This window comes from Natrarchaeobius chitinivorans (assembly GCF_003841505.1).
In the GTDB taxonomy this organism is placed as follows: domain Archaea; phylum Halobacteriota; class Halobacteria; order Halobacteriales; family Natrialbaceae; genus Natrarchaeobius; species Natrarchaeobius chitinivorans.
Genome location: NZ_REGA01000013.1, coordinates 62,538 through 83,525, shown reverse-complemented (window position 1 = coordinate 83,525; position 20,988 = coordinate 62,538). Strand labels below are relative to the sequence as shown.

Below are 20,988 nucleotides of genomic sequence, written 5' to 3'. Positions count from 1 at the left end.
CACTTCCCACGCGACGACCACCGGATCCACCCAGGTGTGTAATTTCGACGTTTTCGTGGCTCGAGCAGGTTGATTTCCGGATCATCACTGGTTTACAACGGTCGTCGACGATACTCGCCGCCAGTATATCAACAGGGTAATTAATAGAATTTTTACAATAGCTTTAAATAATTGTCTGGTTTTAATCAGATAGGCATGCGAAAGAGTAACAGCAATGGGAAGAGTGCTGTCGGTGCAAGTCGTCGATCAGTACTCAAGGCAGCGGGTGCATCGGGCGTTGCAGTCAGTGTGGCCGGATGTACGGGCTTCTTTGGGGGCGAAGACGGCGACGCTCCGGTCACGGAGTACGGCGTCGAACTAACCGACGATCCAGCCGGCGAGGAGTGGGACGAAATCGACTACCTCACGACGCCGGAGGACGTCAGCCCGATCCGGTATACGTACGCGAACCTCCACGCGGAGTACCTCGAGGAACTCGGGTTCGAGGTCTCGGTTCGAGCGCCGAGTATTCCCCAGTACGTCGACGACGGCTTCGTCAACCGCGAGTTCGACATCTACGTCGTGCGACAGCTGGACGGCTGGGATCCCGACCGGTACCTCCACGACGCGTTCCACTCGTCCGCGCTCGCGGATGGTGAGGTAAACATCTCGGGATACGACAACCCCGAGTACGACGAGATGGTCGAACAACAGCGACGGGAAACCGACCTCGAGGCCCGTCGCGACCTCGTCTTCGAGATGCAAGAGCAGTTGATGGAAGAGCAGATCATCTCGCCGATTCTCGTCCAGAACCGCATCATGGCGTACAACTCGGATCGGTACCAGAACGCCTACTCGGGCCCCGAGGAGGGTCTCGGGCGGTTCTGGAACTTCCTCAACATCGAGCCGACCGACGAGGGCGACGAGACACTGGTGTTCTCCCAGATCAGCGACGTGAACACGCTAAACCCGCTTAGTCCGGAGCGCGTTCGCGTCGAGCGCGGCATCATCAAGCTCATGTACGACCGGCTGATGCGGATTCCGGAGGACGAAGTGGTCCCACAGCCGTGGATGGCCGAATCCATCGATCAGGAGGATGAACAGACGGTCGTCGTAGAACTGCGAGACGACCTGCAGTGGCACGACGGCGAGGACGTCACGGCAGAGGACGTCCAGTTCACGTTCGAGTACGGGCAGGAACACTCCTCGACGATCGAAAGCCAGCTCGAGCCGCTCGGCAGCATCGACGTCGAGGACGATCAGACGGTCGTCTTCAACTTCGACGAGCCGATGGCGACGTTCGAGAGCTTCCTCGCCGGACGCAACGGGTCGATACTGCCCGAGCACGTCTGGTCGGACTACCCGGACGACCTCGACGCCGAGACCATCGGTGAGTTCACGAACACGGACGACCCGGTCGGTAGCGGTCCGTTCCAGCTCACGAGCTTCGAAGGCGGCGAAGAGCTCTCGCTCGAGCGCTTCGACGACTACTTCCAGGAACCAAACATCGACGAAGTGATCAGAATCGAGTCCGCGGACACCCGTGGTATGGTAAACGCCCTCGAGGACGGTACTGCGGACATGATCCCCTGGGAGCTTGCACCGGAGGATATCGACCGCTTCAACGACGACGACGAGTTCGAGACGGTCGACGCGTTCATGACGTCGATCCACTACGCGTGTTACAACATGCGCCGTCACCCGTACGACAACACGGAGATCCGACGCGGACTGGCCTACGCCATCCCCAAGCAGGAAGCCGTCGAGATCGCGACGGCCGGTACAGCAGAAGTGATCCAGGCGCCGATCTCGCCGGCGCTCGAGGAGTGGTACAACGACGACGTCGAACACTTCAACCTGGATCTGGAAGCCGCCGCCCAGGAACTCGAAGCCGCCGGCTGTGAGTGGGACCAGGACGGCCGCATCCACATGCCGCCGGAGTAAGCACCGCACACCATCTCGACCGACCCCCGTTTCTACGGCACGCGCTTCGAACGCGGCGTCTCGCCGCCGGATGCCGCGTTCGGTTTTCATCGACCTCGAGCGGCCGCTTTCGCGAGGGCGTTTCAGTCCGCTCTCCCCTCGAGTGCAATCGAATCGGCGACCGGAGTCGGCGACGGGTTCGTTCGTCGAGAGTCCGGAATGGGACAGATAGTGAGTGAGCCACCGGAACAGATACGCTCATTTTGCTCGAGTGAGACGGAACTAGCGAATGTCCGAACCCACCGCATCGAAACCGATCGAGTTGCGCCGGCGGCTCCACGCGTATCCGGAGCCGTCGTGGTGTGAGTTCTACACGACGAGCAGGCTGGCAGATCGCGTCGAGGAGATCGGCGTCGACGACGTCTTCGTCGGACGGGAGGCTATCGATCCGGACGAACGCCTCGGCGTTCCCGACGAGCGGGTACTCGAGCGCTGGCGCGAGCGCGCAGCCGAGCACGGAGCGCGAACGGATCACCTCGAGTCGATGGACGGCGGCACGACCGGGCTGGTCGCCGTGCTCGATCGGGGCCCCGGCCCGGTCGTCGGCCTTCGAGTCGACATCGACGCCCTGCCGTTCGAGGAGTCGACCGAACCGGACCACGAGCCGGCAGCCGAGGGATTTCGATCGGAGAATCCGGGCGTGATGCACGCCTGCGGCCACGACGCGCACATGGCGATCGGAATCGGGGTTCTCGAGTCGCTCGCCGATGCGGAGTTTTCGGGGACGGTCAAGGTCTTCTTCCAGCCCGCCGAGGAGGCTCTCGGCGGCGGACGCGCGATGGCCGCGACCGACCACGTCGACGACGTCGACGCATTCTTCGCCGTTCACGTCGGCCTGGGACACCCGACGGGAACGGTCGTCGCGGGAAGCAACAGACCGCTCGCGGTTCGACAGTCGCGGGCGACGTTCACCGGCGAGTCGGCTCACGCCGGACTGGCCCCGAACGAGGGCCGAAACGCCATGCAGGCGATGGCGACGGCGATCCAGAACCTCCACGCGATACCCCGACACGCGGACGGACTGACGCGGGTGAACGTCGGCAGCGCCCGGGCGGGAACCGCTTCGAACGTCGTCGCCGACGAGGCGACGATCGAACTCGAGGTTCGCGCCGGCGCCAACGACGTTCTCGAGTACATGACGACCCACGTCGACCGAATCCTCCGGACGGCCGGAGAGATGCACGACTGCGAACTCGAGACGACGGTGATCGGTCAAGCACCGCGCGTCGACAGCGACCCCGAACTCGCCGAAGTGGTCGAGACGGTCGCCCAGCGGACGCCCGGCGTCGATTCGGTCGAACGACACGCCGACTTCGGGGCGAGCGAGGATGCGACGTACTTCATGCGACGAATCGCCGACGCCGGCGGTTGCGGGACGTACGTCGTCGTGGGGACCGACCACCCGGGTGGCCACCACACGCCGCGGTTCGACGTCGACGAACGGAGTATTGAGATCGCGACGACGGTGTTGACCGACGCGATCGGAGACGTCCTCTCGGAAGCGCCGTAGCGCGATACGGCTGTCGAGCGGCATTCGCCGTTCAGCACGATTTCGAGCCATGATACGGGTTACTGTGACTGTTTACCGCCGCACTCGCCGCCCGGGTCGCGGGTGCGCCGGCAACGACTCACAGTAACCCGTATGAAACGAACACAGCTCATACTACCGGCTGTAAGTCATTCAAGATTCTCGCCGCTCCAGGGTGGCGAGAATCTTGACACAGTTACAGCCGGCAGTATCAGCAGCCGCGTAGTACGGCCCCCATCTACCGAACGCCCGACAAATGGTTTTTAGTACAGGAACGCTTCTGTCGGGACGTGAATCACACGTATCCATATTTCGGCGTCAATTTCAAAGTGTATCCAAAGACGATCGGAACGCAGGGGCTCGAGCTGGCGAAAATCGTCGAGCGAGTACAGAACGAAACTGGCACAAACTTCGTCGTCACGCCCCAGATCCCCGACGTCAGGATGGTCGCGACGGAGACTGACGTGACGGTCTCGTCCCCGCACGTCGACGCCGCGTCGCCCGGCCGCGGTATCGGGAAGGTCCTCCCGGAAACGCTCGCCGACGCGGGCGTCGCGGGGGCGACGATCAACCACGCGGAAAACCGGGACACGCTCACCGATATCGCAAAGAAGATCGAACGCTGCGCGGAGGCCGGCGTGGACAGCGCAATCTGCGTCGACAGCATCGAGATGGGACGCGCCGTCGCGACGCTCGACCCCGACGCGCTCATCTACGAAAAGCCGGAAGACATCTCGACGGATCGCGCGATCACCACGACCCATCCCGAACGCGTCGAGCGCTTCGTTGAGATGATCGACGAGACCAACCCGCGGACGAAGGTACTCGTCGGTGGAGGCATTCGAACCGCAGAACACGTTCGAGCGGCGTTCGAACTCGGCGCCGACGCGACCGGTGCCGCCTCCGCGATCTCGACGGCCGACGATCCGTACGAACGGCTCACCGAGATCGCAGCCGCGATGCCCGAGTGATTCGGACTGCCGTTCGCCAGACGGCTGCTCGAGACGAAACGCCGCGATCCGCCGACCGTTCTACCGGTTCCAGGGTGCGAACTCGAAGTCGATGATCCGACGCTCGCGGTCGATGTCGTCGATTCGCTCGACGTCCTCGGGATCGAGTTCCAGGTTCGTCGCCGCGAAGTTCTCGCGGAGGTGCGCCGCGCTCGAGGCTTTGGGGACCGGGACGATCTTCTCTCGCTGGATCAGCCAGGCGAGACTTACCTGCTCCGGTGTCGCGTCGTGTCTCTCCGCGACCGAACGCAGTTCCGGCACGTCGGCGGCAGAGCCCCGAACCAGCGGCGAGTAGCCCACGAGGTAGTGGTCGTGTTCGCGAGCGTACGCCTGGAGTTCGCGTTGCTGGAGTAGCGGGTGCAACTCGACCTGGTGGGCGAATATCGTCGGCTCGAGCAGTTCCCGCGCCTCGTCGAGTAGTTCCGGCGTGAAGTTGCTCACGCCGACGTTCGCCACGACGCCGTCGGCGTGGAGTTCGTTGAACGCTCGCAACGTCTCCTCGGGTTCGTACGTGCCGGCCGGCCAGTGGACGTAGAGGAGATCGATCGTCTCGAGGCCGAGGTCCTCGAGGCTCGTTTCGACGGAGTCGAGAACGTCCTCGTAGGACGCTCGCTGGTAGTGGACTTTCGTCGCGACGACCAGCTCGGACCGGGAAACGTCGGATCGATCGATCGCCTCGCCGACGGCCGCCTCGGTGCCGTAGATCTGTGCCGTGTCGACGTGGCGATAACCGATCTCGAGGGCGTTCAGGACGGTCTCGACGGCCGCGTCGTGGTCGACCTCGAAATCCTCCTCGAGCGCGGTGTTCTGGTCCGTTCCGACTCCGATCGGCGGAAGTGTACTGGTCATTGGTCGGATGCTCGAGTAGGGGGAGAACGCCCGGGTACCAGAAGATTGTGGTTCCCTGTGGGTGTCACGGTACCAGAAGACTGAGATTCCTTGCAGTCGGCACAATCGACGTCCCGTGGGTCGACGGAGTTTACCGGAGCCGTTCTTCGGCTTGCGCAACTGATGCATCCTCGTGAACGATCGCCCTGATCGCGTCGATCATGCCGGCTGGATCGTCGTGTTTCCAGATCGTTCGGCCGAACATGACGCCGTTGACCCCGGCGTCCATCCCTCCTCGCACCATCTCGAGGACGGCCGCGTCGTCGTCTCGAGCTGGGCCCCCGGCGATGTACATTGGGACCGGAGCGTTCTCCGCGATCGGAGCGAACGACTCCAGGTCGCCGGTGTACGGACTCTTCAGGATGTCGGCGCCGATCTCGAAACCGATCCGGTTTGCGTGTGCCAGATACTCCGCGTCGAGTTCGTCCTCTACGCGTTGACCCCACAGCGTCGGTTCGACGACCGAGGTGATCCCGTGTTCGCGTGCCGTCTCGGAGACGCGGCTGATGAGTTTCAGGTTTTCCGCGAGGACGTCGGGGTCCTCGCGGCCGAACACGAGCGCGGTTTTGATCGCGTCGACGCCGATGCGAGCGGCCTCCTCGACGCTAAACGCCTGATGGTGGATCTCTGCGTTCTCGCGCTCGCCCGGCAGCGTCGAGTCCATGGGGTGGTCGACGGTGCCGATCGTGACGAGGTCCGGGCGCTCAGAGAGTGTCGGTTCGAACCGCCGGAGAAACGGCACGCCCGCCAGAATACCATCCGGGTTCCCCTCGAGAACCGTTTGCAACATCGCCTCCGGATCCTCGAACCCCTCGAGCCGGCCGTGGCTCAGTCCGTGGTCGATCGCGACGATAACGGCGTTTCCGGAGCTGGTTGGCAACATGAGTTTCGATTCGTTCTGTTCTTCGTTACGACGAAAAAGGTTCCGATGCGACTCATCCAGCCGAATTCAGACCGATTCGTCGCCGACGTTGATCGTCTTCGTCTGCGTGTACGCCTGCAGCGTCTCGAGCGCTCGCTCGCGACCGATCCCGGACTGCTTGTAGCCGCCAAAGGGCATTCCCTGCGGGAAGTCGTTGTACTGGTTGATCCAGACGGTCCCGGCCTGGAGGTCCTTCGCGGCCTTTTGTGCGTCGGTGACGTCCGACGCGATGACGCCGGCTGCGAGCCCGTGGTCGACGTCGTTCGCCAGCTCGATCATCTCGTCGTACTCCGACCACGAGAACGCTCTGAGCACGGGGCCGAAGATCTCGTCCTGAACGGCCGGGTGATCGTGATCGATCTCGTTGATGACGGTCGGCAGCACGAAGTGACCGTCGCCGAGCGCGTTGTCGTCGGGTTTCGTCCCGCCCGTGACGACGTTCGCGTCGTCGTCGGTCGCCTTCCCGACGTACTCGAGCGAGCGCTCGCACTGGGCGGCGCTCACCTTCGGACCGATAACCGTCGACTCCTTCAACGGATCGCCGGGGGCGTACTCCTCGGCGACCTCGGAGAGCGCCTCGAGCACCTCGGATTCGATCTCCTCGTGGACGAACAGTCGGCTGCCGGCACAGCAGTTCTCGCCCGCGCTGGTGAAGATCGCCCCCGCGGTGATCTCCGCGGCGCGCTCGGGATCGGCGTCGGGGAAGACTATTACCGGGCTGTTGCCGCCCAACTCGAGTGAGATGTCGGTGACGTTCTCCGCGGCGCTTTTCATGACGGCCTTACCGACTTCGGTGGAGCCGGTGAACGCGACCTTGTCGACGTCGGCGTGGCTCGTGAGCGCCGAACCGGCCGGCTCGCCGAAACCTGTGACGACGTTGACGACGCCGTCGGGGAGGAGGTCTTCGATCTCCTCGAGGAAAGCGAGGATCGACACCGGGGTCTGTTCGGCCGGCTTGATGACGATGGTGTTGCCGGCGGCGAGTGCGGGCGCGATCTTCCAGGAGGCCTGGGCGATCGGGTAGTTCCAAGGGATAATCGCGCCGACGACGCCGTGTGGCTCACGGACGGTCATGACGGTCTTGTCGCCCTCACTCGGAATCGTCGTCCCGTGGTTGGCCTGTGCCACGCCGGCAAAGTACCGGTATTGTTCGACCGTTCGGTCCATGTCCCAGTGGGCGTCGCCGATCGGCATGCCGTTGTTGAGCGTTTCGATGGTCGCGAGTCGGTCCGCGGCGTCCTCGATGCGATCGGCAATCTCGTTGAGAAGGTCGCGGCGCTCGATCGCGGTAGTGTCCGACCAGGTTTCCTCGTAGGCACGACGCGCCGCTGCTACCGCCTTGTCGACGTCGGCCACACCCCCCTCGGGGACCGCCGCGATCGGTTCCCCCGTCGTCGGGTTGTGCGTTTCGAACTCTTCACCCGACTCGGCCGCCACCCACTCTCCATCGATGTACATCCGTGGCGTCCAATCGAGGTATGTGGCCTCAGCTTCCTCGTGGCGTGCGAGCACGTCAGCTTTCGAATCATCGGTCGGCTTGTCCGAAGACATAGACGTACGTAGATAGCAAACTCCCAAATAGCTTGCCCCGGTCGAGAACGGCTGGCTCGCTGCGTTACCTGCGAGTGGCGTTCCAGTCCCGATTCGATGGAGCGCACGCTGTCGTGGCGATCGTTCACCTCATCAGTCGACCGCCGGGGAACGCCAGTTGGTCAAACGCCTTTGGGTGGGTTGGTCAAACCTCTTTGTATGGTCCAATCGCTACCTCATAGGTCACGATAGAGCAGATGAAGGCTCAAAATCGTCTCACATCGTACGCCGGTCGCACGAATACTCGTGATTCTCGAGCGATGTGCGTTCCCTATCGATCGGGAGGACTCGAGAGAGACGCAATCTGGCGCCATCGGTCGAGGTACGTTTCTTTTTCTCTGACGTAATCACCTCGGTCATCGGTATCAGGCCGAACGGTTGCCCGACGTCGAAGCAGCCGCTCCGTCGCTTCGGTACTGTCCGTGTACTTGGACGTGATGAGTGCTGGAGGAATAATGGGACCGAGCGTGATCCGTGGCTCCATCTCGACGACCGGTCGGTTCCAGATGGATGCTCGACGTTCGTTCCACCAGTCGTACCCACCGTCTACGTTCGGCGCGCCATCGTTCATCACCCTGATGCGATCGATCGTGGCGTCGAAGTGCTCTTCGATGAGCGAGATGTACGTCCACTCCGAGAGGACGATGCTCGTCGTCAGCCCGCGTGCGATCCGACCGTGTACTTCGTCGGTCGCCAACGACGTATCGGGGTCGATCCCGAGGATAGAACTTCCGATCGCAGGATCGAAAAACGGGCTTCGATTCCCCGGGAGGAAGACGTCGTATTCGTCGTCGACCGATCGAGCAAGTTCGAGGCCACGCTCGGTCGAACAATCGAGTACTCGGTCGAAGAACCATCGCAATACGTTCCCGCTATCGAATGCAGCCCCTGGGAGGTATCCCTCGATCGGGTGACGGTGATAGTACAGCGCATCGTGGGGTTCGATCGACGATGAAACGTACTTGATGACACTCGCCGCGCTAAACGTTACGCTGAAATCTCCCGGTTCGAGACATCCACTCGCCAGAACGGCTGCGCTCCCATCGGTGAGTCCTTGAAAAAGTTTGATTCCGTCGAAGCCCGTTCGCTCGGCCAGTTTGCTCTGAGCCACGCCGATGTACGACCCCGGCGGCTGAATCGTCGGAAACAGCGACCGGGACAGCGCTGTCGTCTCGAATATTTCCTCGAACCACGTGGGTACAGCCGCCGTGACGTCTGTTCCGAACTTCATCGCGTTCGACCAGTCCGTCTCCAGATCTCGCCATCGACTCGAGCCGCTGTAACAGAGACGGTACAGGAGCCACGTAGCCGGACTCACAATCCACTCGACGTCCTGAAACCGATCCGGATAGGTATTACGCAGGTGGATGATTTTCGAAAGCGGCGCGTTTGGTGACGTCACGATGTTCCACCCGAAAGGCGGATCCTCGAGCGCAAGCTGTCGACAGGGGTCCGAATCCTCGGGAACGGACTCGAAGTACATCTGCGGGGGGAAGACGGGCTCACCGTATTCATCAACGAGCAGTGCGGTCCCAGATGTTCCAGCGACAGAACAGATCCCACGGTCGGGCAGTGGCGGTGTCGCTTCGCGAAGGGCCCGCTCCCACGTAGCTGTCGTCTGCTCGTTGATCGGAGCGCTCCCCGACTCCAGTACGTTTCCGTCGAGATCGTAAACGCCAACCTGAACTGACGACGTGCCGAGGTGGATTCCGACGAGCGAAGACGTGTTCATACCCGGTGTTTTCGCTCGAGGTCGTTTAGTGATTGTGTTTTTTACAATACATATTACCCTCGCAATTCGTTCTATTACCATCGTGTTCTTTCCAGTTAGCATCTCGTTCCCTATTATTGAACAAGGGGACCCGGTGAGACGGTGCGTCTTTCGTCGGATCGACCGATTCTACTGAATCGAATTACAATAGTACTGGTGTAATCTATTGGTCGAGACACTGTCGCGGAGCTAATAGTTGATATTCAATTCGATAACATTCGCAGTGCTACGAACGGCGTCGGGAATCTCGTCGCGAAACTGAGCTTCGGTAATACGGCTCGTCGGTGCTGAGACGCTGATAGCACCGATAACCGCACCACTGGAGTCAAGAATCGAGGCACCCACACACCGAAGTCCCGGTACGCTTTCCTCGTCGTCCAGCGCGAATCCGCGCTCGTCGACCCGTCGCAACTCGTCTTCCAGTTCGGACCGATCCGTGATCGAATTCTCGGTTGCAGGTTCAATCCCGTGTCGATCGACGATCTCATCGATACGATCATCGGGCATGTGTGCGAGGATCGCTTTACCCGACGCGGTCACATGCAACGGCCGTCGATATCCAGGATACTGGTTCAGTTCGACGGCACGATCGCCTTTCTCACAAGCGATGTAGACACCCTTGCCGAACTCTTCTACGACCACGTTGACGAGTTCACCAGTTCGATTGGCCAGGCGTTCGATCTCGGATGCTCCGACCCGGGATAACAGATGATTGTCTCGGGCATAGCCGCCGAATTCGAGTAGCCGGAGCCCGATGTCGTACTCGTTTCCATCTCGGATAACGATCTCTTCTGCTTCCAGTGTGCTCAGATGATTGTGGACCGTACTCTTGTTCATTCCGAGGGCATCCGCGAGTTCGGTTACCCGAGCCCCCTCGAGATCGTAGAGCTTCTCGAGTATTCTGATCGTTTTCCGACTCGTCGTGACCGGGTTTCGGGCGCGGTCTGGCATAATGTCCAGAACGATCTTTTCGCCCATAAGTCTGTTCATTATCTCAGAACAGATGTTCTATCTAAATACCAATTGGTTCACTTTACTGGAACGTATTCGCCGTACCCGTGCGGTGGCGAGGCGAGGTGAGTGACGCGATCGTTCAGACGACGGGTCCGATAGTTCGGCAGAAAAGGAGGGTCCACATGTTTTCGAGGTCGTACTGCACCCCAGATCCGCTACCGCTGACGCCGAGAAACGCGGTACTCCATCCGAGGCGAAGATCCAACCTATGTTTGAAATATTAATATATAAGATATAGTATCAGAGTGCGTGCCCTGTAGTAACATACGCCCCGGAACGAGAAGCAATCGATCACCACGGGGAATCACGGACAGAAAAGGCCTTCGTGTCGTTACCCACACTGCGGTATAACTTCGATCAACGGAGGGCTACGCCTTCCACGGATCAGCTAACACCGATTTCCTGGTTTAGCCGATACAAACTGTCCCGTCATTTTAACCGATACAAACGGTCCCGGCGTCCTTTCCCGACCGACAGTTTCTGAATTCGTCCCTTTCGGCCGACAGTTTCTGAATTCCTCGTGAGCCGGTTTCTGACTGTCAGTGTCGGATTCAGCAGCTGTCCGGCACCGGCATCCGTGCCAGCAAGCCACAGTCTCGAGGATCATCGGCTGATTGTTCGACCAGCAGTGATATTCATCAGAATCTTTCCTTATCCCCCCATAATATTGATATCAGGTTTTTTTGGCCTCGGCTTCTATGACTCAATACAGCCCCGGTCGGCGAGAGTCCGGAGGATCAACCTCGAAGTGAGTATAGTCGCCACTGGGTGTCATTGCACACTCGATCGCGGAACGGATTGGCGATCGACGTGTTACTCGTTTCAGTTGTTACTGTAAAATTTCCGACGTTGGTCAATCCACAGTGTCGGAGAGGACGTCCCTGACGACTTCCGGATCCTCCAAAAGCGTGTGCTCCGTATAACTTCCCTCGGCACTTCCACCACTATGACGGGACTGCTCTATCACGTCGAGGAAAGCGTGTTCTTTGAGGAGATCTCGAACGCGGCGAAGCGACAGTGCGTCGGTTCCTTCCTGACGGCAAATCTGTTCGTACACGTCATACACGCGAGTCGTTCTGAACCCCTCGTCCTCGTCGATCGGATCGTCCGCCTGTCTCTCGAGTGAAAGAACGGTGAGCGCCTGAAGCGCGTACCTCGAGTGTGGTGTCGACCCGCGGATGAGTTCTCGGAATCGGTCCACCTCCGCACGTTCGCGTGCCTGAACGACGAACTCCTCGCGAACGGTATCCGCACCTTTGGCCTGTGCGATTTCGCCGGCGTATCGAAGGATGTCGATTGCCTTCCGAGCGTCCCCGTGTTCGCGAGCGGCCAGCGCCGCGGCACGGGGGATAACGCCGTCTTCGAGGACGCCATCACGAAATGCATCGTTTCGTGCATCCATGATATCGTTGAGCTGGCTGGCGTTGTACGGTGGGAAGACGAACTCCCGCTCACACAGACTCGATTTGACGCGTTCGTCCATTCGATCCTTGTACTTTATTTTGTTACTGATGCCGATGACGCCGATTTTGCAGTTCGTCACTTTGCCAGCCTCTCCGGCACGCGACAGTTGCATCAAAATCGCATCGTCCTCGAGTTTGTCGATTTCATCGAGGATGATCAACGCGACGTCGTACTCCTGGTCGAGGATGCGCCAGAGACGTTTGTAGTACGTTGCCGTACTGATCCCTTTGTCCGGAATATAGATGTCCGTATCGTCCGTATTGACGGCACTGGCGATGGTCTGGGCAGTTTGCGTTTCGGTCGTATCCTGTGCACAGTCGACGTACGCGAAGACGGCATCGACACCTTCCTCTTCGGCAGTGCTGACCAATCGTCTGGAGACGTACTTGGCACAGAGTGATTTTCCGGTACCCGTCTTACCGTAAATGAGGACGTTACTCGGACTCTGGCCAAAGATCGCAGGGTTGACCGCGTTAGCTAACTGACCGATCTCTTCGTCACGGCCGACGATTCGCCCCTCGTCAGGAAGATGGCTAATCTCGAGAAGTTCCTTGTTGACGAATATCGGATCTTTTCGGATAAATAGATCGTCGGACATAGGTATGTGCTTGGACACCGTGTTTCCGGTGAATCATCTTGATTGTTTCGTTGAGACACACACACCGGGTTTCCGGTGAAAGGGGAAAAAGGGTGGTCTGTGTTCCAGTTGAAGAGGGGGTTGTGGCCCATCGGAACGATGGTGCGAAACCGATACAGAGAAAGACCGGTGATTCCACCGGTAATACGGTCCGATCCGATACCGACCGATTCATACCAGTTTCCCTTCTTTTGTACGGAGGACATCCTCTTCCGCAGTGCTGGCCAATCTTGCTCATTATCTTTTATTCAGATTGATCATCTCTTTCTACACGAGGAGGATTACTCTTTGAGTGAATTTTCCTTGAGTATAGTAGATATCCTTGAGTAGATTTCATCTGGAGCTCAAGTCTCACGACTACTTGACTTGAAATCTCACTCCCAATGGGCTTTTCTCAGTTGGGGGTTTTATAGATTACTATCTTCCTATCAGGTATTCGGTTTTGTCCTTTCAATTGTCCAGGTTGGCATCAAGTCTGTTCACTCAATAGCCACAATTTCGGCGCAATTCACCGGAAATCCGGTGTGTGTGTCTTACCGGGACTGTCAAAATCCGTTGGCTCTATAGTAACAGTTGAATCGTTTCACACACCAATCGCACAACAGCTGGGACATCGGATACACATCGGGGATATCGGATACACGTCGACGTTCAGTGGCTACGATAGCAACTGCTGAAACCATCATTATACTATAGTAACAACTCCAAGCACACAGTCGGCGTGCGATCAGGTTTCGGTTGTGTGTCTGTTGTCACTATGATTGTGTGGCTGGTATTACCATCTTTCACCGGAAACCTGGTGTTCGTCCGCTACCCAATTTCTGTAATCCAGTCCGTAAGGGTCGTGTTTGCTTCTGTCCCTGCTTGCTTTTGTTTCCCTGGTTTGGCTGGCTTTTCTGAGACCGATGTCGAAATCACCTGTATCCCCTTTAAAATCGATTTACTGCCGCTTTTTCGACCGACTCCACCGGAAACCCGGTGTGCCTGTGACTGATCCCGACGACCCATTTTACTGGCGGTGTCACTGTATACCCGATTCACGACGTAGGCTGTCTTTATGATTAGACTATAGTAGCCACTGAACGTCATTGCACACTCGATCGCCGATCCGTCTGGCGATCGGTGTGTAACTCGTTTCAGTTGTTACTATAATTCGTTGGTATGATTGTCGACCTTTCCACCGGAAATGGGGTGTGTACATTACTCGGAACCTCTCACGTGTCGGGTATATGTAACGCTTGCTCTACTCTTCTATCTAGAATATTCATCAAATATACGATTAAAACCAATATATTTAATATAGCGTATTTTAGAGTTTCCAATCATGCACGACTTGACCGGATTTCAGCGTGATCTCCTGTACAGTGCAGCAGGCCTAGATAACCCACATGGGCTCGCGATCAAGGACGAACTCGAGGACTATTACGAATCCGAGATACATCACGGCCGCCTCTATCCAAATTTAGATACACTCGTCGACAAGGGTCTAATCGAAAAGGGAACCATGGACCGTCGAACAAATTTCTACTCGGTTACTCGCAGGGGCAAACGCGAGATTGTCGATCGGCGCAACTGGGAGTCGAAGTACGTCGACCCCCACTTATAGGTTAGATGTTGAATTGACGGGACGAGCAAACCATCCAATCGGCGAACACCCGTTCGACCCGTTTGGACACACTACATTTCCGGTGTAATACGTCTCCGTCCCTTCTTCGCTCACCGCCGGATCGTCCCCCAGATAGCGACTCGATCGTCCGTCTCGAGTCGACTGCGGTCTCTCGATTTGGTTGGCGAAACTGGCGACGAGTTCGAGACTGGCGAAACTGGCGACGGGGACGAATTCTACTTCGAAAGCTCGACGTGTTCGGTGACGGCCGGAACGGCTGAACTGTCGGCCACCAACCGTTCCGAGTTCGGATTCCTCGACGATCGCTGCACGTCCGCCTGCACGTCCCTCTCCGATCGAGTCAGCGTCTATTGACTCGGCGCCGGGACGGTGACGATAGTTACAAGGTACCGTCGGAACACCCTTCGATATGAACGAGGCGGACACCCCAATCACGAACTCGGAAGCGAGATCGGTCGCGCTGGCGTGTCTCGAGCGGGGGATCGAGGCGGCCCATCCGGCGACGGTAATCGAGCGGTCGATTCGGGTCGAAGACGGCAGTTTCGTCGTTTCACCCGAGTCTCGATCGGACACCCTGACGTTCGATCTCGAGACGTACGACCGGGTGTTCGTCCTCGGCGGCGGAAATGCGTCCGGGCAGTTCGCACGGGAACTGGAGGAATACCTCGGGGGGTATCTTACTGGGGGCGTCGTGGTTACGGACGACGTGACGTCGACGGACGTGATCGATGTCCTCGAGGGTGACCATCCGATTCCGACGGATCGCTGTGTCGAAGGGGCGCGTGAGGTGTTGTCCGTCGCCGAGGACGCAACCGAGAACGATCTGGTCATCGGCTGTATTACCGGCGGTGGCAGTGCGTTGCTCGCTGCACCGTCCCCGGGACTTTCACGCTCGGATCTCCAGTCGACGACCGAGGCACTGCTGGCGAGTGGCGCCACCATCGACGAGATTAACGCGGTTCGAAAGCACCTCTCGGCGATCAAAGGTGGCCGTCTCGCACAGGCGGTCTCACCGGCGACGGTCATCGGATTGACCATCAGCGATGTCGTCGGCGACGACCTCTCGGTTATCGCAAGCGGTCCTCTCTCGCCCGATCCAACGACGTTTTCCGATGCGATCGATGTGCTCGATCGGTACCGGATCGATCCGCCGGACAGTGTTCGCTCTCATCTCGAAACGGGTGCGAACGGAGAGTACCCAGAAACCCCGGAATCCGGCGATCCGATCTTCGACCACGTCACGACGAGCGTTCTGGCCAACGGGTGGACAGCGCTGAACGCAGCCCGCGAGACCGCGACGGATCGAGGCTACGACGCGATGATACTTTCTTCGAGCGTCGAGGGTGAGGCCAGGGAGGCTGCCAAAACGCATGCAGCGATCGCACGGGAGTGCCACGAAACGAGCCATCCCGCGTCACCTCCCGTCGTCTTGCTCTCTGGCGGTGAGACGACGGTGACACTGAGCGATGATCCCGGGGAAGGCGGGCCAAATCAGGAGTTCGCTCTCAGTGGCGCAGCGGTACTCGAGGACGAACCGATCGTCGTCGCGAGCGTCGACACCGACGGAATCGACGGTGCGTCGGATTCGGCCGGTGCACTCGTCGAACCGTCCGAAATCGATTCAGAAGCTGCAACGAGTGCACTGGCCCGAAACGACGCAGGTACCGTTCTCGAGAACGCCGATGCGTTGATCCGGACAGGTCAGACTGGAACGAACGTCAACGACTTACGTCTGTTCGTCGTTGGCGAGTGACGGACCCGGTGAATCGATTGAATTTCCCGTTCCGTGGACTCCATCGGTAAAAATCGACTCTTTCGGTTTCACACGGAATATTCCATTGGGACTCCCGTTTTCTCTCTAGTAACAACTGAAATGATTTACGCACCAGTCGAATAGTAGTCATGCGGCCGGGTGTGGATCGACTGTCAGTGGTTACTATAGGTTTCCGCCGTGTAGGATTGGGGACACGCCTAGCATTGTTGAATAATTCAAAATACCGATATTACTATAGAACAGTTTGATAAGATATGTGAAGTCCAGTGGGCCGGCAGTGGGGAAACGTCTGGAAGATTTGGGTACAGTGGTTAATTGGGCGGATATAGAGTTCTTGGATGTGGCTTTCGAGAAATATATAATCAAAAATATCATATATGATAATAGATTGGTTCTACCACCTCGTGTTCTCTACCAAAATAAAGACAGTATCTGAGTAGTTGAATAACCCTATTGAGGATATGTATGAAAATAGGAATTATCTCTATCGGCTGGATATTTCTACTAGTATCTGACCAATAGTGACTTATCAATAATTAACTAAGAATGTCCGTTTCACCCTCCGAAAAAATATCTCGTGCCCAGTCTCTAATCGCGTCCAAATACTTCTAATGGCTCAGGGAATTACACCTGTACTGGTGTAAATTAACGTCTCTCTCGATTGGCTTTTCGTTTGCAGAAACAGTCGATAGAATCTGTTTGCGATCATATACTATTCTCCTAATTAATCGTGATGAACCGGAGACCTCTAGACGTCGATACGTAAAAACCTCCCCTCAAATGCGGGGGTTTTGGTCGGGAAATATAGTAATAACTGAAACGAGTTACACACCGGCCGAATAGCAGCCGTGCGATCGGGTGTGCATTGACGTTCAGTGTCTGTTATCCGGAAACGGCGTGCCGGGAGTGTTCGTCCCTTCGCCCGGCCGGCGTCACTCACTGGTGAACGGGCTGAAGTTTTCGGAGAACTCGAACGGCTCCTGGTCGATGCCACTGTGTTCGGCGTCGAGTCCGTCACCGGGGTTGTCGCGTTCGATCGACCAGAACGACAACAGACTCAGATCGTTCTCCTCGGCGTAGGCTCGAACCTCGTCGGCGTCTTCGGGATAGAACGGTCCGCCGGAGTTCTGGACGCCGATCATCGGCGTGATGCCGATCATGTCGTAGAGCTCGTCGTCGGATTTGTCGGGGTACCACTCCTGAAGCTGATCGTGTGTCCCCTCGGCACACTGGATGCAGTTTTCGGCGCTGGTACGCACCCACCCCCAGTTCATCGTCATCAGATTGACGTAGCTGACGTCGACGCCGTTGTCGATCGCGTTCGTGATGATCTCTGTGTCCGCGACTCCGGTGACGCGCGTCCGGACGGTGTAGCCGACGTGGACCTCGGGGCGGCGATCCTGCAGGATCGAAAGCGCCTCGTTGCGCAGATCGACGACGCTCATGTCGGGTGCTTCGTCGTCGATATCGAGGTATGGGCAGTCGTACTCGTCGACGATGAACTCGAGCGTGTCGGCGAGTTCGTTCGGATCGTCGTAATCCGACGCGAGGTAGTTTCCGACCGCCCCCCCGAATGAGATGATGACCTGGCCGCCCTGTTCCTGTAATTCGCGTATCTCGTCGTCGAACTGGCTCTCGCCGACGACGTGGTCGACGTCCCCGTCCCAGGCCGGCGTCCCGTCGCCGGTACTGAGGATAAACGCCAGGTGGAAGTAGTCGGTCCCGGCGGGATCGGCCCACTCGAGCGGTGACGTGTCCGGATCGGTCGTCAGGTGGTGGTAGGGTGCGAACACCCGATCCGGAATATCGCCGGGATCGACCGGCGGAGCGTCGTCCTCTTCGGCGACGTCGATCGTTTCTATCGCGGCGTCGGTTTCACCGTCGACGTCAGTGACGGTCAACTCGACATCGTACGTCCCCTCCTCGGCGTACGCGTGGCTGACGACCTGACCTGTGGCCTCGGTCCCGTCGCCGAACTCCCACGCGTAGCTTTCGATCTCACCGTCGGATCCCTCGGCATCGAACGTGACCTCTTCGTCGGGCTCCGGTGACGGAGAACTGGTGGAAAACGCCGCCGTCGGGCCCTCGGGGGGTTCCGGATCGGGATCGCCGTCACCGTCGACTTCCTCCCACGGACCCCACTCGTACGAGCCGGGTTCGTCCCCCTGGGTCCACCACTGGGCCTCCCAGGCGCTCCCGTCGTATGCGACTCGGTCGCCCGAGGTGTATACGGCGTCAGGGTCCCACTGGGGATATTCACCGTCATCGGCTGTGACGACACCGCTGGCGCCGATCCCGGCCAGTAGTACGGATAGTTTCGTTGCGTTACTCAGGACGCTTCGACGTGTTCGTTTCATGGTGTCTCTCGCAGTTCGTGCCCTCGTTCGGAGTCCGACGTATCCGCAGTTCGTCGACCGGCTCAGTTGGCGATCGTCGCCCTCTCCCATGTTACCCCATCACACGAGTGCGGATAGACGAACGCGCTGCCATCTTAAAATGATTGCGAAACAGTCACTGTAGTTACTCAGACAGCTGAAGATATCTTCCCCCGGATTCCGTGGACGAACGGGTCACGTCGGTCACCCGGTCGCACTCGAGCAGCGCTCGCCACGTCGACGGTCGAACGAACTGCGACGGCGCAGTCAGCAGTTCTGATACGGATTACTGTAACTGTTTACCGGCGCACCCGCCGCCCGGGTCGCGGGTGCGCCGGCAATGACTTACAGTAAGCCGTATGAAGGCGTGATTTGCGTGCCATTGTGGATCACAGAACCGTCGTGACCGCCAGTCATAATCGTCGTAAGCCCAGTCATGGTCGCCGTGACTACCAGTCGGGGTCGCCCAGTATCGGCGGTTCGAGTGACCTCCTCCTCGCCGTAAACGGCGAGGCTTCCCACGGCACCGCACCGCTGAGTTGGGATATTTACTGGTTGACGACCTGTCGGCATGACAGGCCGATGGCGTTCACGAGAACGGAGTTCTCGTACAGCCCATCAGAAATCGAAGATTTCTGAGGACGGGGCCACACCGCCGTTACTCCTATCCCGGCAGGGGACTCGGAGTTATCTTAACCGAGACACCACAGCGGTTCGAGAGGGTGTCTCGAACGTTTTGGGCCTCGGAGTCCCGATATTGTGCATTTGAGTGGGCGGTAAGACCGCCTCGGCGTACGTCATGCGACGACACGATGTCACTTCAATTCCGTATTGCTGCTGAACGTGGGTTGTGGAGGCGTTGTCGGATTCACGCCCGCCGTGAACGGCGGGATTCTCTCCTCGAAGAAAGATAGAAATGGTGCGCTTGTTATCGGCAGGGAGCGTGCCAACCGCCGAACCCACCGAATATCTGACTCGTGTGTGCTCTCGATGGCGAACCCGGGCGGTTAGTTTGCGTCTCCTTCGAACCCGTAGAAGACCTCCGAGAACTCGCCACCGTCGTCCTCACCGAGCACCCACGGTGCGATGCTGTACATCCCCTTCTGGTTGGCGTAGTCGACGAGATCGCTCGCGTCGTCGGTGGTGATCTCGCCGAGATACGGCGTCACGCCGACCATCGACCAGAGTTCGTCTCGAGACTTGTCTGGGTATACTCCCTCGAGGAAGTCGACCCCGCTTTCGAGTGCCGAGGTAATCGTCTCGAAGTTCTCGGGTTCGTCTTCGAAGTGCATCGCCATCGCCTGGACGTAGTCGAGTTCGAGGCCTTTCTCGGCGGCGTCCTCGATGAACACCTTTCCGGGGGAGTGACCGGAGTCCGCGAAACCGTCCGGGCTAGCCGAGACGGTGAAGCCGACGGTCACATCGGGACGCTCGTCTTTGAGCAACGCGAGCGCTTCGTTGCGAATCTCGTGGAGGTCGTCGGGTCGATCGGGAGCCTCGGCGTTCTCGTCGTCGATGTCGAGGTGAGTGACGTCGAACGTGTCGAGTAAATCGATATACGCGTCTTTGAGCTCCTCGGGGTCGTCGGCGTCGCGAGCGACGACGGGACTCTCCCAGCCGCCGACCGAGAGGCCGACCTCGATGCCCTCGCCCTGGAGGGTGTCGATCTCGTCGGCGTAGGTGTCGAGTGATTCACCCTCACACTCGTGGTTGTTACAGTTTGCGAGCCAGGCGGGCGATATTTCGCCGTTTCGATGGGGATCGCCGACGAACGCCACGATGACGCGGTCGGTGTCGCGCCCGAGGGTGCCGTCGACGACGTCGTACCAGGTCCCCTGATACGGAGAGTAAATGCCGTCGGCATCCGACACCTCGTCGTCGCCGACGTAAACCGTGGACTGGGTGTCGTCTTCCTCGCCGTCGACGTCGGTCACCGTGAGTTCGACCGTGTACTCGCCTTCGGCGTCGTAGGAGTGTGTGACGACCTCGCCGGTTGCAGTCGTCCCGTCGCCGAATTCCCACGCGTAGTCTTCGAGGTCACCGTCCGAATCGCTCGCGTCGAACGTGATTTCCTCGCCGGGTTCGGGACTCGAGTCACTGACAGTGACGGAAGCGCTCGGCCCAGGATCGTGCGTTTCGACTTCGTCCCAGGGCCCCCACTCGTTTGTTCCGGGTTCGTCACCCCGGGTCCACCACTGGGCTTCCCAGACGGTCCCGTCGTGGACGACGCGGTCGCCTTCGGTGTACGTTTCGTCTGGATCCCACTCGGGATACTCTTCTGCAGTAGCGGTCGTGCTGGCGACGCCGAGGCCGCCGAGCAGGATCGATACGTTCGATGCGTTTCGTAGCAGCGTTCGTCGTGTTGGTTTCATCGTATTCGTTCGTATGCCGCAGCGTTCGTTTGACGAGCGATTCGTGTCGCATCG

13 protein-coding genes are annotated in these 20,988 nt (G+C 58.8%); 5 read left to right on the top strand and 8 right to left on the bottom strand.

Translation table 11 applies throughout. The features are described from left to right. Positions 1-288 precede the first annotated feature (288 nt). The 3 genes from EA473_RS14415 (at position 289) to EA473_RS14400 (ending at position 4,461) form a co-directional block, all read left to right on the top strand. Positions 289-1,923, top strand: coding sequence for an ABC transporter substrate-binding protein (locus tag EA473_RS14415; protein WP_165875299.1), 1,635 nt, complete (start codon positions 289-291; stop codon positions 1,921-1,923). Between the two features lie 268 nt (positions 1,924-2,191). Then, positions 2,192-3,472: an amidohydrolase gene (locus EA473_RS14410; RefSeq protein WP_124196347.1), complete on the top strand. Its 1,281-nt coding sequence runs from the start codon at positions 2,192-2,194 to the stop codon at positions 3,470-3,472. Positions 3,473-3,780: 308 nt separating this feature from the next. Further along, entirely contained in the window at positions 3,781-4,461 is a 681-nt protein-coding gene (locus EA473_RS14400) for a triose-phosphate isomerase (RefSeq protein ID WP_124196346.1), read from the top strand. Between the two features lie 60 nt (positions 4,462-4,521). Here EA473_RS14400 and EA473_RS14395 read toward each other — a convergent pair whose 3' ends face one another. The 6 genes from EA473_RS14395 to EA473_RS14370 form a co-directional block, all read right to left on the bottom strand. Then, positions 4,522-5,349, bottom strand: coding sequence for an aldo/keto reductase (locus EA473_RS14395; protein WP_124196345.1), 828 nt, complete (start codon positions 5,347-5,349; stop codon positions 4,522-4,524). 130 nt (positions 5,350-5,479) lie between these two features. After that, a complete protein-coding gene (locus EA473_RS14390) occupies positions 5,480-6,271 on the bottom strand; it encodes a class I fructose-bisphosphate aldolase (protein WP_124196344.1) in 792 nt (263 codons plus the stop codon). Positions 6,272-6,337: 66 nt separating this feature from the next. Next, complete coding sequence (locus EA473_RS14385; RefSeq protein ID WP_124196343.1) at positions 6,338-7,861, bottom strand: aldehyde dehydrogenase family protein; 1,524 nt, start codon at positions 7,859-7,861, stop codon at positions 6,338-6,340. Between the two features lie 310 nt (positions 7,862-8,171). Then, entirely contained in the window at positions 8,172-9,632 is a 1,461-nt protein-coding gene (locus EA473_RS14380; protein ID WP_124196342.1) for an FGGY family carbohydrate kinase, read from the bottom strand. A gap of 228 nt (positions 9,633-9,860) precedes the next feature. Further along, positions 9,861-10,622: an IclR family transcriptional regulator gene (locus tag EA473_RS14375; RefSeq protein ID WP_124196341.1), complete on the bottom strand. Its 762-nt coding sequence runs from the start codon at positions 10,620-10,622 to the stop codon at positions 9,861-9,863. 916 nt (positions 10,623-11,538) lie between these two features. Then, positions 11,539-12,753, bottom strand: a complete 1,215-nt coding sequence (locus EA473_RS14370) for a Cdc6/Cdc18 family protein (protein ID WP_124196408.1) — start codon at positions 12,751-12,753, stop codon at positions 11,539-11,541. A gap of 1,357 nt (positions 12,754-14,110) precedes the next feature. Here EA473_RS14370 and EA473_RS14365 point away from each other — a divergent pair. Both EA473_RS14365 and EA473_RS14360 read left to right on the top strand, forming a co-directional pair. Beyond that, positions 14,111-14,392: a helix-turn-helix transcriptional regulator gene (locus EA473_RS14365; RefSeq protein ID WP_124196340.1), complete on the top strand. Its 282-nt coding sequence runs from the start codon at positions 14,111-14,113 to the stop codon at positions 14,390-14,392. A 430-nt stretch (positions 14,393-14,822) separates the two neighbouring features. Next, the gene (locus EA473_RS14360) at positions 14,823-16,166 is read left to right on the top strand and encodes a glycerate kinase type-2 family protein (RefSeq protein WP_124196339.1); all 1,344 of its coding nucleotides are present in this window, start codon (positions 14,823-14,825) and stop codon (positions 16,164-16,166) included. A gap of 953 nt (positions 16,167-17,119) precedes the next feature. Here EA473_RS14360 and EA473_RS14355 read toward each other — a convergent pair. Both EA473_RS14355 and EA473_RS14350 read right to left on the bottom strand, forming a co-directional pair. Next, positions 17,120-18,544 carry a PKD domain-containing protein gene (locus EA473_RS14355; RefSeq protein WP_165875298.1) on the bottom strand — a complete coding sequence of 475 codons (1,425 nt, stop codon included), beginning with the start codon at positions 18,542-18,544 and terminating at the stop codon, positions 17,120-17,122. 1,025 nt (positions 18,545-19,569) lie between these two features. After that, the gene (locus tag EA473_RS14350; protein WP_124196337.1) at positions 19,570-20,934 is read right to left on the bottom strand and encodes a PKD domain-containing protein; all 1,365 of its coding nucleotides are present in this window, start codon (positions 20,932-20,934) and stop codon (positions 19,570-19,572) included. Positions 20,935-20,988 lie beyond the last annotated feature (54 nt).

Coding starts and splice junctions, on each gene's coding strand:
- EA473_RS14410 (WP_124196347.1), top strand. CDS start 2,192: ATGTCCGAACCCACCGCATCGAAACCGATCGAGTTGCGCCGGCGGCTC.
- EA473_RS14395 (WP_124196345.1), bottom strand. CDS start 5,349: ATGACCAGTACACTTCCGCCGATCGGAGTCGGAACGGACCAGAACACC.
- EA473_RS14390 (WP_124196344.1), bottom strand. CDS start 6,271: ATGTTGCCAACCAGCTCCGGAAACGCCGTTATCGTCGCGATCGACCAC.
- EA473_RS14385 (WP_124196343.1), bottom strand. CDS start 7,861: ATGTCTTCGGACAAGCCGACCGATGATTCGAAAGCTGACGTGCTCGCA.
- EA473_RS14380 (WP_124196342.1), bottom strand. CDS start 9,632: ATGAACACGTCTTCGCTCGTCGGAATCCACCTCGGCACGTCGTCAGTT.
- EA473_RS14375 (WP_124196341.1), bottom strand. CDS start 10,622: ATGCCAGACCGCGCCCGAAACCCGGTCACGACGAGTCGGAAAACGATC.
- EA473_RS14365 (WP_124196340.1), top strand. CDS start 14,111: ATGCACGACTTGACCGGATTTCAGCGTGATCTCCTGTACAGTGCAGCA.
- EA473_RS14360 (WP_124196339.1), top strand. CDS start 14,823: ATGAACGAGGCGGACACCCCAATCACGAACTCGGAAGCGAGATCGGTC.
- EA473_RS14355 (WP_165875298.1), bottom strand. CDS start 18,544: ATGAAACGAACACGTCGAAGCGTCCTGAGTAACGCAACGAAACTATCC.
- EA473_RS14350 (WP_124196337.1), bottom strand. CDS start 20,934: ATGAAACCAACACGACGAACGCTGCTACGAAACGCATCGAACGTATCG.